The following is a 13156-nucleotide window of genomic DNA, read 5'->3' on the forward strand; positions in this document are numbered from 1 at the left end:
TGAGTGGCCCGAGCGGGCCGGGTATGCGCCGTATCCAGCGGCTTCATTTCGTCGGTATTGGCGGTGCCGGCATGTGCGGCATTGCCGAGGTGCTCGCTAACCAGGGGTACCAGGTCAGCGGCAGTGACATGAAAGCGTCCAGTGTGGTGGAGCGTTTGCGTCAGTGCGGCGTCGATGTATTCATTGGGCATGCCAAGGAGAACGTGGAAGGCGCGGATGTGGTCGTCGTCTCCAGTGCCATCGATGAAGCCAACCCTGAAATTCGCTGGGCGCACGACCACCGCGTGCCAGTGGTGCGGCGTGCGGAAATGCTCGCCGAGCTGATGCGCTTTCGTCACGGCATTGCCGTGGCTGGTACCCACGGCAAGACCACCACGACCAGCCTGACGGCTACCCTGTTGGCAGAGGGCGGCCTGGACCCAACTTTCGTGATCGGTGGAAAACTCACCAGCGCAGGTGCCAATGCTCGCCTGGGGGAGGGCGACTATCTGGTGGCCGAGGCCGACGAATCCGATGCGTCGTTTCTTCACCTTCAGCCCATGGTGTCGATCGTCACCAATATCGATGCTGACCACATGGCCACTTATGGGGGTGACTTCGAGCGTTTGAAAAACACCTTCATCGAGTTCTTGCACAATCTGCCTTTCTACGGCCTGGCGGTGCTGTGTATCGATGATCCCCACGTGCGCGGGCTGTGCGAGCGTATCAAGCGCCAGTTCGTGACCTACGGCTTCGATGAAGACGCTGACTATCGCATCGTGGATTTTAGTCAGCAGGCCGGGGAAGTCTCCTTCACGGCACTGCGGCCCGGTGGCGTGCCTCCGCTGGCCATTCGACTGGCCATGCCGGGCCGCCACAATGCCTTGAACGCCATGGCGGCCATCGTGGTGGCGACCGACGCCGGAGTCAGTGATGACGCCATTCAGCGCGGTCTCATGGGGTTTGCGGGCGTAGGGCGGCGCTTTCAGGTCCATGGCCACTATCCGGCACCGGTCGGCGAAGGCGAGATCATGCTGGTCGACGATTACGGTCACCATCCGCGTGAAGTGGATATGGTCATTCAGGCGGTGCGTGCCGGCTGGCCCGAGCGCCGCCTGGTGATGCTCTACCAGCCCCACCGTTACAGCCGTACCCGCGATCTCTACGAAGACTTCGTGCGCGTACTGTCTCAGGTGGATACGCTGGTGCTGCTCGACGTGTACAGCGCTGGCGAGGCGGTGGTGCCGGGTGCTGAAGGCAAGACCCTGGCAGGCTCCATCCGTCAACGTGGCGATGTCGATCCGCTGTTCGTGGAGCACAAGCACGAGCTGCCTGCCCTGCTCAACAACGTGCTGCGTCCAGGCGATATTCTGATTACCCAGGGCGCGGGCGATGTGGGTGGTATTTCACTGCGCCTTGCCCAAGCCAAGCTGGTCATGAAAGAGGTGGTGCTATGACATCAGGGCAAACGCAGCAGGCTGGCCTGGAGCGTGTCGTCGTGGTCTACGGCGGCATGTCGGCCGAGCGGGAGGTGTCGCTCAAGAGTGGTGCCGCCGTGTTGAGCGCCTTGCAGCGTCAAGGCGTGAAGGCGCAGGGGTACGATCTCAAGGAGGGTGGGCTAGCGGGCCTCGAGCGCCTCGACCCCACCGCGGTGTTCATCGCACTGCATGGGCGTGGCGGTGAAGATGGTGCGCTGCAGGGGGCATTGGAGTTGCTTGGTTTGCCTTACACCGGCAGTGGCGTGCTGGCCTCGGCGTTGGGCATGGACAAGCAGCGTACCAAGCAGGTGTGGCAAGCCGTCGACCTGCCCACGCCGGAGTGCATCATGCTGAATGCCGGTTCGGACTGGGAGGCGGTGGTAGCCCAGTTAGGGCTACCCATGATGGTCAAGCCGGTACACGAAGGCTCGACTCTGGGTATCAGTATCGTCCGCAGTCTCGATGAGCTGAAAGCCGCCTATGCCCAGGCTGCTACCTTCGATGCCAGGGTCATGGCCGAGCGCTTTATTACCGGTGATGAATACACCGTCGCACTATTGGGCGATGACGTGTTGCCTGCTATCCGTGTCGAGGTGCCCGGTGGGTTTTATGACTATGAAGCCAAGTATCTGACCAATACCACCCAGTACCACTTGCCCTGTGGCCTGTCTGCACAAGACGAGCAGACGTTGGCTGCGCTGTGCAAGGAGGCCTTCCTTGCCGTGGGTGGCGAAGGCTGGGGGCGTATCGATGTCATGCGTGATGCTGCAGGCAACTTCTGGCTGATCGAAGTGAATACCGTGCCCGGGATGACCGATCATAGCCTCGTGCCACAGGCAGCAGCCCACGCTGGCATCGATTTCGACCAGCTGGTGATGCGTATTTTAACCACGGCACTGGCGCGCGATTCGTGACGGGGCATGGCATGAGTTTTTTATGAAGAAGCGCAATGCGTGGCTCGGTATCGTTCTACTGGCATTGCTGCTGGGGGCGGGGAGTCGAGCGCTATGGCTTTGGCTGGATCGCCCGATCGAGCGAGTGTCCATTCGAGGCGAGTGGGAGTATTTGAGCGCGGACTATCTGCGCTCACAGCTGGCCCCGCTGGTCCAGAATATCACTTGGCTGTCGGCAGATTTGGGCGAGCTGCGCCGCGATGCGCTGGAGATTGGTTGGCTGGATGAAGTGCGAATTTCCCGAGAGTGGCCCAACGCGCTGGTTTTCGAGTTGATAGAGCAAACGCCGGTAGCCCGCTGGAATGATGATTTCCTGCTTAACCCAAGAGGCGAACCCTTCTCCTACGCGCCCCTTGATGCGCCAGCCGGATTGCCCGACCTGGCGGGGCCTCAGGAAAGCAGTGCGGAAGTGCTGGCCTACTATCAGCGTTTGACGCCGCACTTTGCCGGGCTGTCGTTGACCCTGGCGCAATTGCGCTTGGAGCCCCGAGGCGCCTGGCGGCTTCAGCTCGACCAGGGTACCTGGGTAATGCTGGGGCGTCGTCACCATGGGGAGCGACTAGCCCGGCTATCGGCCTCCTGGCAGCGTGAGCTGAGCAGCGTGGGCGAGCATATCCGCTACATCGACCTGCGCTACCCCAATGGTGTGGCAGTGGCCTGGCATGGTGAAACCGAGGTTCCGGAGGAGGAGGACGAGTCACGATAAGGCGCAATGTGCAAAAAAGCGGGTAAATGGGCAGGCAGGCCCGCTAAAAAAACCGCTTATGGGGTATAAAATGCTTTCCTGGCCAATTATCGTGGGTTTGGGCTAGTCGTATTGTGGCTATTGTTTCTATACTATGTCCCAGACGATGCTGTGGGTCAGTATTTATTGTTCGGTCGCGGTTAGCGGCGTTATACAGTTTTAGTCAACTTATTTATTTTATCTTCGGGTTTTGCCTGCTTTTCGTTTAAGCGTTAAAAGGCGATCCCCGCTCTTATAAAACGACGACAAGGAGATTTACCGACTCATGGCAGGCTCACCCAACGCATCCAATATGGTTGTCGGGCTGGACATTGGAACGTCCAAGGTCGTCGCGATAGTCGGTCAACCCACCGATGATGGTGGGATTGAAATCGCCGGTATCGGTTCTCATCCTTCTCGCGGCATGAAGCGAGGAGTGGTCATCAATATCGAATCCACGGTGCAGTCGATTCAGCGTGCTGTCGAAGAGGCAGAGCTGATGGCGGGCTGCGATATCCACTCTGTCTATGTGGGTGTGGCAGGCAGTCATATCAGCTCCATGAACTCCGACGGCGTGGTGGCCATCAAGGAGCGTGAAGTCACTCCTTACGATATCGAGCGGGTCATCGATTCCGCACGGGCTCGGGCTATCTCTGAAGGGCAACGCGTGTTGCATGTCTTGCCCCAGGAGTTCTCCATCGATGCGCAAGGGGGTATCCGCGAACCGCTGGGTATGTCCGGGGTTCGTCTGGAGGCGCAAGTGCATCTGGTCACGGCTGCCTTGAATGCCGTACAGAACATCGAAAAGTGCGTGCGGCGGTGCGGTCTCGATGTGGATGCCATTATCCTGGAGCAATTGGCGTCCAGCATGGCAGTGCTTACCGAAGACGAGCGCGAGCTGGGAGTATGTATGGTCGATATCGGTGGAGGTACCACCGACATGGCCATCTTCAGTGAGGGCGCCATCCGCCATACGGCAGTGATTCCGATCGCCGGTGATCAGGTCACCAACGATATCGCCATGGCGCTGCGTACGCCCACTCAGCACGCGGAAGAAATCAAGGTAAAATACGCCTGCGCATTGACGCAGTTGGCGGCCAGCGATGAAATGATCAAGGTGCCCAGCGTGGGTGATCGCGCGGCACGAGATCTGTCGCGCCAGGCACTGGCGGAAGTCGTGGAGCCTCGTTATGAAGAGCTCTTCACGCTGGTCAGAGACGAATTACGCCGCAGTGGCTATGAAGATATGGTGGCTGCGGGTGTGGTGCTTACCGGTGGCACCTCACGCATGGAAGGTGTCAGCGAACTGGCTGAAGAAATTTTTCACATGCCGGTTCGTATTGCCTGCCCACAAAATGTCAGAGGCCTGGCGGATGTGGTTCGCAATCCTATCTATGCGACGGGCGTGGGTTTACTCCACTATGCACTGCAGGAAACGCGTCATGGGCAAGGCCTGGAAAGCCACGTGGGAAGTGCTGGGGGCCACAAGGGTCGCAGCGAGCTTGTCCGACGTGATATCAAGGATGGCCATTCGACGCTGGCAAGAATCAAAAGCTGGTTAAAAGGAAATTTCTGATAGGGCCGCGACGCGGTTCAGGAGACGGGGCTTATGTTCGAATTGGTAGATAACGCACCCTCGAGCAGTGCGGTCATTAAAGTCGTCGGTGTTGGCGGTGGCGGCGGTAACGCAGTCAACCACATGGTCGAGAGCAACATCGAAGGCGTCGAGTTCATCTGCGCCAACACCGATGCGCAAGCACTCAAGCGCGTATCGGCTAAAACGGTGCTTCAGCTGGGTGGGGAAATCACCAAGGGGCTTGGCGCGGGAGCCAACCCTGAAGTGGGCCGCCAGGCCGCGATGGAAGATCGTGATCGCATCGCCGAGCTGCTCAATGGCGCCGATATGGTCTTCATTACGGCAGGCATGGGCGGCGGTACCGGGACGGGAGGCGCGCCTGTGGTTGCTCAGGTCGCCAAGGAGCTGGGTATCCTGACGGTTGCTGTGGTCACGCGCCCCTTCCCATTCGAAGGGCCAAAGCGCATGCGAGCGGCCGAGGAGGGCATGAAAGAGCTTTCCGAGCATGTCGACTCGTTGATCACCATCCCCAACGAAAAGCTGCTGTCGGTGCTGGGCAAGAACGCGACCTTGCTGACCGCGTTCAGTGCTGCCAACGACGTCCTGCTGGGCGCAGTGCAAGGCATTGCCGAGCTGATTACCAGCCCGGGCATCATCAACGTCGACTTCGCAGACGTGCGTACTGTCATGTCAGAAATGGGTATGGCGATGATGGGCACTGGCGGTGCCACTGGTGAAAACCGTGCCCGTGAAGCTGCAGAAAAAGCCATCCGCAGCCCGCTGCTGGAAGACATCGACCTGCACGGCGCACGCGGCATTCTGGTCAACATCACGGCTGGCCCCGACCTTTCCATTGGCGAGTTCAATGACGTGGGTGCCACGGTGCAGGAGTTCGCTTCCCAGGAAGCCACCATCGTCGTGGGTACTTCCATCGATATGGAGATGTCCGACGAGCTGCGTGTGACCGTTGTGGCGGCTGGCCTGGACGGCAGCAAGGCCAAGGCCGTGTCTCGCGAACCGGCGCGCCGCTCCGCTGCAGACGCCGGTGGCTCCGACTACCGTAAATTGCAGCAGCCTACCGTCATGCGGCAACAGGCTACCGCGCGCGCCGAAGCGCCGGAAGCGGCAGCCAAGCCGCGTCCTGAAAAGCGTCGCTCGGCCGATGCTGACGACTATCTGGATATCCCCGCGTTCCTGCGCCGCCAGGCAGATTGATCTGCGCTATCAGGTTTATGGAGGCAGCAAACGAGAGTTTTATTGGTAAAACGCTCGTTTGCTGTTAAAGTGAACACTGTTTGATAACTTTTCTCCCCCCTGCGACTGGGTAGCATCTTGTTACGCGTCGCCGATATTAGAGCTTGACCACTGCCCATGATCAGACAACGCACACTACAAAACGTCATCCGCGCCACTGGAGTGGGTCTGCACTCTGGCAAGAAAGTCCATCTGGCCTTGCGCCCGGCACCGGCCAACACGGGTATTGTGTTTGTCAGAACCGATCTGGACCCAGTGGTTCACGTGCCTGCCCGCGCCGAGCTGGTGGAAGACACCACCCTGTGCACGGCACTTTCCCATGAAGGCGTCAAGGTAGCCACCGTCGAGCATCTCATGTCGGCCTTTGCGGGGCTGGGCATCGACAATGCCTACGTGGATATCAGTGCTGCCGAAGTGCCGATCATGGACGGTAGCGCTAGCCCGTTCGTTTTTCTGATTCAGTCTGCGGGTATCCTTGAGCAGGACGCGGCCAAGAAATTCATCCGCATCAAGCATCGCGTGGCGGTCAGTGATGGTGACAAGGAAGCCGTCTTTCTGCCCCATCAAGGCTTCAAGGTGTCGTTTGCCATCGACTTCGACCATCCTGTCTTCGAGCAGCAGAAGCAGAAGGCATTGATCGACTTTTCCACGACATCCTTTGTCAAGGAAGTGTCGCGGGCCAGAACCTTTGGCTTCATGCGTGACCTTGAGTACCTGCGCTCGAACAATCTGGCGCTGGGTGGCAGTCTCGACAACGCCATCGTGGTGGATGACTACCGTATCGTGAATGAGGGTGGCCTGCGTTACGAAGACGAGTTCGTGAAGCACAAGGTGCTCGATGCCATCGGCGATCTCTATCAGCTGGGCTATAGCCTGATTGGTGAGTTCCGTGGCGTGAAATCCGGCCATGCCCTTAACAATCGTCTGTGTCGTGAACTCATGGCGCAGCCCGATGCCTACGAAATCGTGACCTTCGAAGAAGAGAAGGCCGTTGCGCCTATCTCCTATGCGGCACCCGCCATGGCCTGAGGTGGTTTTTAAGGGTCGCCGCTTGAAAATCGGGGAGTGTCCCCCCACTAAAGATAAAGCACCGCCATGCGGTGCTTTATTGCGTTTGGTCTAATGGTGGGCGAGCGGCCTGTTGTGCGTAGGGTTCATGTCTTACGCTGAGCGTGCGAAGCAAGGCGCTCCAGGGCCTGCTTTAGCCTGGGGTGTTCGGTATCCTCGGCGCACTCCTTGAGCGTTGTGCCAGCACTGCTGGAAAGAGTGCGCGCATAGCGTGCTGGTGGCGCCACGGTGCGTACCGGGCGCACTTTTAACGTGAACCCCGTTACCCCTGTAAAGCCGGGGAGCTGGTGCAGCAGGCTCAACAAGCGCGGTTGCTCGTAGCGTAACCAGGTCAACCAGCTGGCCTGGCTGCTGATCAGGGTCAGTCGTCCATTGCTGAAGCCGCCGACGAACACATGCGCACGCATCTCTTCGGGCAAGTGGGCCCGAAGATGGGTCTGGGCTTGATCGATCAGGCGCGACTGACGCATCAGGTGGCCTGCGCCAGCGGACGTGTTCAGCAATTGGGTAATGGGCTGTGCGCGGGAACGCTTAACCTTTATACTCATTCACCTGATTCCTGGGGTGTTGCGGATAGTTTCGTGCTGACGAGTGCGCGCAGCACCCATGTTTTTTGTCTATCGACAGAGCCTAACACGCTCAGGAGCCACGCCACAGCATGCCATCAACGCTCGATACATTATCTGCTCTGCCACGGCGGCATCGTCGCCATGGGCTGGCGCGTTGGTGGCTTGCGGGCCTGCTGGTGAGCTGTCTGCTGCCCGCCAGTTTACACCCTTCTGATCTGCGCAGCAGCGACCGGAGCGTGTGTATCTGCTTTTGGGTGCCCGCCATGCTGCGTGCCCAGTCGCAGTGGATCGCCAAAAAGCGCCGCGCGCTAAGGCGCTGGGTAGCACGCCAGCAGCGTCAACTTCCTGTTCTGAAAAGCTTTATCTCTTTCTTTTCCGTCATGCCCCGCCAGACGGTCGCTCTGGATGTATGCTCTCCTCGAGGGCCGCCAGCCCGTTGACCTGCTGCAAGCGGTACGTTCATTTACCCGACGTTAATTGACCCTATGAAAGAGTGCGCCTGAAGAGGTCGCTCCTGTTGATGTGGATATTTCATGATTAATTCCTTGTTACGCAAAGTCGTTGGCTCCAAGAACGACCGTGAAGTCAAACGCATGCTCAAGAGCGTGCAGAGTATCAACGTGCTGGAAGAGACCCTGGTCGGCTTGAGCGATGGCGAGCTGCAGGCCAAGACGGCCGAGCTGCGCCAGCGTCTGGAGTCTGGGGAAAGCCTGGATAAACTGCTGCCTGAGGCCTTTGCGGTAGTGCGCGAAGCCAGCAAGCGAGTCATGGGCATGCGTCACTTCGATGTGCAGATGGTCGGTGGCATGACACTGCACCGCGGGCGTATCGCCGAAATGAAAACCGGCGAGGGCAAGACCCTGGTGGGCACGCTGGCGGTATACCTGAATGCCTTGACGGGCAAAGGGGTACACGTGGTCACGGTGAACGACTATCTGGCCCGCCGTGATGCCGAGTGGATGCGCCCGCTGTATGAGTTCCTGGGGCTGTCGATAGGGGTGATTTTTGCTGGCCAGACCGTTGAAGAGAAGCGTCACGCCTACCAATGTGACATCACCTACGGCACCAACAACGAGTTTGGCTTCGACTACCTGCGCGACAACATGGCGTTCTCGCTGGAGGACAAGGTGCAGCGCGGTTTGCACTATGCCATTGTCGACGAAGTGGACTCCATCCTGATCGACGAAGCACGTACGCCGCTGATCATTTCCGGTGCGGTGGACGAGAACACCGAGCTGTACACCATCGTCAACCGTCTGGCCCAGCAGCTGGAGCAGGCGGAAGTATCCGAAGACGAAGACGCTCCTGTCGAAGGCGACTTCGTGCTGGACGAGAAGCAGAAGCAGGTCGAGCTCACCGAGCAAGGCCATAACAAGGTCGAGGAGTTGATGCGCGCCGAAGGCTTGCTGGGCGAAGGCGATTCGCTCTATGCGGCGCAAAACCTCAACCTGTTGCAGCACATGCACTCGGCGCTGCGGGCGCGCCACCTCTATCATCTTGACGTCGACTACATCGTCGCCGACGGGCAAGTGGTCATCGTCGATGAGCACACTGGGCGCACCATGCCTGGCCGCCGCTGGTCGGAAGGCCTGCACCAGGCGGTCGAGGCCAAAGAGGGTGTTACCGTTCAGCGTGAAAGCCAGACCCTGGCATCGACCACCTTCCAGAATTACTTCCGCCTTTATGAAAAACTAGCGGGCATGACCGGTACGGCAGATACCGAGGCCTTCGAGTTTCGTCAGATCTACGGCCTCGACGTTATCGTCATTCCCACCAACCGGCCTCTGGCCCGTAAGGATCTCAACGATCTCGTCTACCTGAGTGCCGAAGAGAAGTACGAAGCCATCATCAAGGACGTCTCTGCCGAGACCGCGGCGGGTCGACCGGTGCTGGTCGGTACGGCTTCTATCGAGACCTCCGAATATCTGGCACGCCTGATGCGTGACGCGGGCCTCAAATTCAGCGTGCTCAATGCCAAGCAGCACCAGAGCGAAGCCGAAATCATAGCCCAGGCCGGGCGCCCTGGCGCCATCACCATTGCCACCAACATGGCCGGTCGTGGTACCGATATCATGCTGGGCGGCAACTGGGAAGCCGATGCCGCCAAGCTGCAGAACCCGACCCAGGCCCAGCTCGATGCCCTGAAAGCCGAGTGGCAGGAGCGTCATGATGCGGTACTGGCAGCTGGCGGGCTGCACGTGATCGGTTCCGAACGCCACGAATCGCGTCGTATCGACAATCAGCTGCGTGGCCGTGCGGGCCGTCAGGGCGACCCTGGCTCCACGCGCTTCTTCCTCTCGCTGGAAGACAGCCTGATGCGACTGTTCGGCTCGGACCGAGTGAAGCGCTTGATGCAGGCGCTGGGTCTGGAGCGTGGCGAGGCCATCGAGCACAAGATGGTGTCCAACGCTGTCGAGCGTGCCCAGAAGAAAGTCGAAGGGCGCAACTTCGATATTCGTAAGCAGCTGCTCGAGTACGATGACGTCGCCAACGACCAGCGCCGCGTCATTTACGAGCAGCGTAACGAAATTCTCGCCTCTGACGACGTATCGAGCGCCGTGCTGGGTATTCGTGAGGAGGTGATGGAAGAGGCCATCAGCACCTACGTACCGCCGCAGAGCCTGGCCGAGCAGTGGGATCTGCATGGCCTGGAGTCGCATCTGAAAACCGAGTTCAATCTGGATGCACCGGTGGTTCAGTGGGCGGAAGAGGATGAGCGCTTCAGTGAAGAGAAGCTGCGCGAGCGCCTGCAGACCATGCATCGTGAAGCTTACGAAGCCAAGATTGCCTCGGCGGGCGCGGCACTGATTCGCCGTTTCGAGAAGCAGGTCATGCTGCAGGTGTTGGATACGCGCTGGAAAGAACACCTGCAATCCATGGATCACCTGCGTCGCGGTATTCATTTGCGTGGCTACGCCCAGAAGAACCCCAAGCAGGAGTACAAGCGCGAGTCCTTCGAACTGTTCCAGCATCTGCTGACCAACATCAAGGCCGATGTCACCCGCATCCTGAGTCATGTCCAGGTGCGCCAACCAGAAGAAGTGGATGCGCTGGAGCAGAAGCGCCGCGAAGAGCTGGCGCGAGAGAAGGCCACGGCGGCCAGCCGCCACGATGCGCCCAGCGAAGATGGTGAGGCAGCCGCGCCTGGTGCCGATGGGCGCCCGCTGCGCCGTGAGGGGCCGAAAGTCGGCCGTAACGATCCGTGTATCTGTGGTTCCGGCAAGAAATACAAGCAGTGCTGCGGCAAACTAAGCTGATTATCGTTAGCGCACGTTAAGGAGAGAAACATGGCGGTGGGTAACCTTCCCTTTCCGGAGTTGCCACCCCTTGAAGGGGTGCGTCTGGGCACTGCAATGGCGGGCATCAAGAAGCCGGGCCGCCGCGATATGGTGGTGATCGAACTGCCCGAAAGCGCCAGTGTGGCGGGCGTGTTTACCCGCAATGCGTTCTGCGCAGCGCCGGTTATCGTGGCCAAGGAGCACATGGCGCAGTGCCAGGCGGCGGGGAAGGCACCTCGCTACTGGCTGATCAATACCGGTAATGCCAATGCGGGTACCGGCGACTTGGGACTGCAGGATGCGCGTGAGAGCTGCGCGGCACTGGCCGCGCAGGCAGGCGTTTCGGCGGAGCAGGTGCTGCCGTTTTCGACCGGTGTGATCGGTGAGCCGCTGCCCATGGCGCGGCTGTTGGCGGGTCTGCCGCCAGCGCTGGATACCCTGGCGGCCAGTAGTCAGGCTTGGCAACACGCCGGTGAAGGTATACTGACCACCGACACCCGCGCCAAAGGGGCAACGGTGACGCTAGCGCTGGGGGGCCAGCAGGTCACCATCAACGGCATTACCAAAGGGTCGGGCATGATCAAGCCCAACATGGCCACCATGCTGGGGTTCGTGGTCACCAATGCGGCCATCGAGCAAACGCTGTTGGCAACCCTGCTGCGTGAGACCGTTGATCGTTCGTTCAACTGCATCACGGTGGATAGCGACACCTCCACCAACGACGCCTGCATGCTGGCGGCCACGGGGACCGGCGCTCGCATCGAAAGCGATGAGCAGGTGGCGATTTTCCGCAATGGCCTGCAGCGCGTGATGACCGAGCTGGCACAGGCCATCATTCGTGATGGCGAAGGGGCGACCAAGTTCGTCACTTTGCAGGTCGATGAGGCGCGTACCCGCCAGGAAGCACTGGATGTCGCCTTCACCGTTGCCCACTCGCCGCTGGTGAAAACCGCGCTGTATGCCTCGGATGCCAACTGGGGGCGTATTCTGGCCGCAGTGGGCCGTGCGCCAGTTGAGGCCTTCGACGTCAGCCGAGTGGTCATCGACCTGGGGGACGTGCGGCTGGTGGAGCAGGGCGGTCGCGCCAGCAGCTATACCGAGGCCGCTGGCAGTGCGGTCATGGCGCAGGAGGAGATCACCATTCGGATCACGCTGGGTCGTGGTGAGGAGGGGGCTACCGTGTGGACCTCCGACCTTTCCCATGACTATGTGTCCATCAATGCGGATTACCGCAGCTAGGCTGTGGCATCGTGCTCAACAAAGCCAGATAGCGCCGTACCTGTCCCGTGCGGCGCGCACAGAGTGGATTAGACGTAATGAGTGTAATGGTAAAACGACGGGTTCATGTCGCGGCAGCGGCCATCATCAGCGCTGATCAGAAGCACGTGCTGATCGCGCGTCGGCCGTCCAATGTCGATCATGGCGGCCTGTGGGAGTTTCCTGGCGGCAAGCTGGCGCCCTATGAAACGGGCCTGGAAGGTCTGAAGCGTGAGCTGCATGAAGAGCTGGGGGTAGAGATCGTGCGCGCCCAGCCTCTGATTCGTGTGCACCACGAGTACCCGGACAAGCACATTCTGCTGGACGTGTGGCAAGTGCATGAGTTTGCCGGTGAACCTTTCGGGCGTGAAGGTCAGGCCGTGCGCTGGGTACCCATGGACGAGCTGGTGAACTACCCGTTCCCCGCCGCCAATCTGCCCATCCTGCGCGCAGTGATGCTGCCTACCGAATACCTCATTACCGGTGAAGAGGCCGATGATGAGCGGTTTGCGGCACTGCTGGAGCGTGCCCTGCGTGAGGATAGTGTTCGGCTGGTGCAGCTGCGGGCCAAGTCGCTGGATAAAGCGGCCTACCTGACGCGGGCAGAGCGTGCGTTGGCGCTGTGCCGCCAGTACGGCGCCAAGCTGCTGCTCAATGCCGAGCCGGAAGTGCTGGAGCAGGTGGATGCCGACGGTATTCATCTCACCAGTGCCCGTTTGATGTCGCTGGACCGCCGCCCCATTGCCGAAAACAAGTGGCTCTCTGCCTCGACCCATGACCAGACGCAGCTGTCTCAAGCCGCCGTGCTGGGCTGCGATTTCGTGACGCTGTCACCCCTGCGGACCACGCCCTCCCACCCGGAAGTGGCCCCCATGGGGTGGCACGACTTCCAGCAGTTGGTCGAGCGGGCGGGCATGCCGGTGTTCGCGCTGGGTGGCATGACGCGCTTCGATGCCAACCATGCCCGCGCCGTGGGGGCTCAGGGGATCGCGTCGATCCGCGATTTCTGGAAGTGAGCCC

General features: G+C 60.1%; 11 protein-coding genes. 10 read left to right on the forward strand and 1 reads right to left on the reverse strand.

Annotated features, from left to right (window positions below; translation table 11 throughout):
• The first annotated feature begins 23 nt into the window (after positions 1 to 23).
• From murC to lpxC, 6 genes are all read left to right on the forward strand, one after another.
• Positions 24 to 1436 carry a UDP-N-acetylmuramate--L-alanine ligase gene (gene murC, locus KVY02_RS06825; RefSeq protein WP_218315058.1) on the forward strand — a complete coding sequence of 471 codons (1413 nt, stop codon included), beginning with the start codon at positions 24 to 26 and terminating at the stop codon, positions 1434 to 1436.
• The gene (locus tag KVY02_RS06830; RefSeq protein ID WP_218314835.1) at positions 1433 to 2371 is read left to right on the forward strand and encodes a D-alanine--D-alanine ligase; all 939 of its coding nucleotides are present in this window, start codon (positions 1433 to 1435) and stop codon (positions 2369 to 2371) included. Before murC ends, KVY02_RS06830 begins: the two co-directional genes overlap by 4 nt.
• Positions 2372 to 2393: 22 nt before the next feature.
• Positions 2394 to 3116: a cell division protein FtsQ/DivIB gene (locus KVY02_RS06835; protein ID WP_016913522.1), complete on the forward strand. Its 723-nt coding sequence runs from the start codon at positions 2394 to 2396 to the stop codon at positions 3114 to 3116.
• A 304-nt stretch (positions 3117 to 3420) separates the two neighbouring features.
• On the forward strand, positions 3421 to 4710 hold the full coding sequence (gene ftsA, locus KVY02_RS06840; protein WP_016913523.1) for a cell division protein FtsA: 1290 nt from the start codon (positions 3421 to 3423) through the stop codon (positions 4708 to 4710).
• A 33-nt stretch (positions 4711 to 4743) separates the two neighbouring features.
• Positions 4744 to 5925 carry a cell division protein FtsZ gene (gene ftsZ / locus KVY02_RS06845; protein WP_016913524.1) on the forward strand — a complete coding sequence of 394 codons (1182 nt, stop codon included), beginning with the start codon at positions 4744 to 4746 and terminating at the stop codon, positions 5923 to 5925.
• A gap of 156 nt (positions 5926 to 6081) precedes the next feature.
• Positions 6082 to 6993, forward strand: a complete 912-nt coding sequence (gene lpxC, locus KVY02_RS06850) for a UDP-3-O-acyl-N-acetylglucosamine deacetylase (protein WP_081194126.1) — start codon at positions 6082 to 6084, stop codon at positions 6991 to 6993.
• Positions 6994 to 7118: 125 nt separating this feature from the next.
• Here lpxC and KVY02_RS06855 read toward each other — a convergent pair whose 3' ends face one another.
• A complete protein-coding gene (locus KVY02_RS06855; protein ID WP_218314836.1) occupies positions 7119 to 7580 on the reverse strand; it encodes a DUF721 domain-containing protein in 462 nt (153 codons plus the stop codon).
• A gap of 110 nt (positions 7581 to 7690) precedes the next feature.
• Here KVY02_RS06855 and KVY02_RS06860 point away from each other — a divergent pair, with 110 nt between their 5' ends.
• The 4 genes from KVY02_RS06860 to KVY02_RS06875 all read left to right on the forward strand — a co-directional run bounded on the left by KVY02_RS06860 (position 7691) and on the right by KVY02_RS06875 (position 13152).
• Positions 7691 to 8041, forward strand: a complete 351-nt coding sequence (locus KVY02_RS06860) for a hypothetical protein (RefSeq protein WP_081137063.1) — start codon at positions 7691 to 7693, stop codon at positions 8039 to 8041.
• 93 nt (positions 8042 to 8134) lie between these two features.
• The gene (gene secA / locus KVY02_RS06865; RefSeq protein WP_218314837.1) at positions 8135 to 10858 is read left to right on the forward strand and encodes a preprotein translocase subunit SecA; all 2724 of its coding nucleotides are present in this window, start codon (positions 8135 to 8137) and stop codon (positions 10856 to 10858) included.
• 30 nt (positions 10859 to 10888) lie between these two features.
• Entirely contained in the window at positions 10889 to 12118 is a 1230-nt protein-coding gene (gene argJ / locus KVY02_RS06870) for a bifunctional glutamate N-acetyltransferase/amino-acid acetyltransferase ArgJ (protein ID WP_218314838.1), read from the forward strand.
• Between the two features lie 77 nt (positions 12119 to 12195).
• Positions 12196 to 13152, forward strand: a complete 957-nt coding sequence (locus KVY02_RS06875) for a Nudix family hydrolase (RefSeq protein ID WP_026001651.1) — start codon at positions 12196 to 12198, stop codon at positions 13150 to 13152.
• The last annotated feature ends 4 nt before the right edge of the window (positions 13153 to 13156 follow it).

The organism is Halomonas sp. 18071143, from assembly GCF_019211725.1.
GTDB lineage: Bacteria > Pseudomonadota > Gammaproteobacteria > Pseudomonadales > Halomonadaceae > Vreelandella > Vreelandella stevensii.

Excerpts from the sequence above, each read along its gene's own strand:
- KVY02_RS06830 (WP_218314835.1), top strand. The coding sequence starts at position 1,433 with ATGACATCAGGGCAAACGCAGCAGGCTGGCCTGGAGCGTGTCGTCGTG.
- KVY02_RS06835 (WP_016913522.1), top strand. The coding sequence starts at position 2,394 with ATGAAGAAGCGCAATGCGTGGCTCGGTATCGTTCTACTGGCATTGCTG.
- argJ (WP_218314838.1), top strand. The coding sequence starts at position 10,889 with ATGGCGGTGGGTAACCTTCCCTTTCCGGAGTTGCCACCCCTTGAAGGG.
- secA (WP_218314837.1), top strand. The coding sequence starts at position 8,135 with ATGATTAATTCCTTGTTACGCAAAGTCGTTGGCTCCAAGAACGACCGT.
- murC (WP_218315058.1), top strand. The coding sequence starts at position 24 with ATGCGCCGTATCCAGCGGCTTCATTTCGTCGGTATTGGCGGTGCCGGC.
- lpxC (WP_081194126.1), top strand. The coding sequence starts at position 6,082 with ATGATCAGACAACGCACACTACAAAACGTCATCCGCGCCACTGGAGTG.
- KVY02_RS06875 (WP_026001651.1), top strand. The coding sequence starts at position 12,196 with ATGAGTGTAATGGTAAAACGACGGGTTCATGTCGCGGCAGCGGCCATC.
- KVY02_RS06855 (WP_218314836.1), bottom strand. The coding sequence starts at position 7,580 with ATGAGTATAAAGGTTAAGCGTTCCCGCGCACAGCCCATTACCCAATTG.
- ftsA (WP_016913523.1), top strand. The coding sequence starts at position 3,421 with ATGGCAGGCTCACCCAACGCATCCAATATGGTTGTCGGGCTGGACATT.
- ftsZ (WP_016913524.1), top strand. The coding sequence starts at position 4,744 with ATGTTCGAATTGGTAGATAACGCACCCTCGAGCAGTGCGGTCATTAAA.
- KVY02_RS06860 (WP_081137063.1), top strand. The coding sequence starts at position 7,691 with ATGCCATCAACGCTCGATACATTATCTGCTCTGCCACGGCGGCATCGT.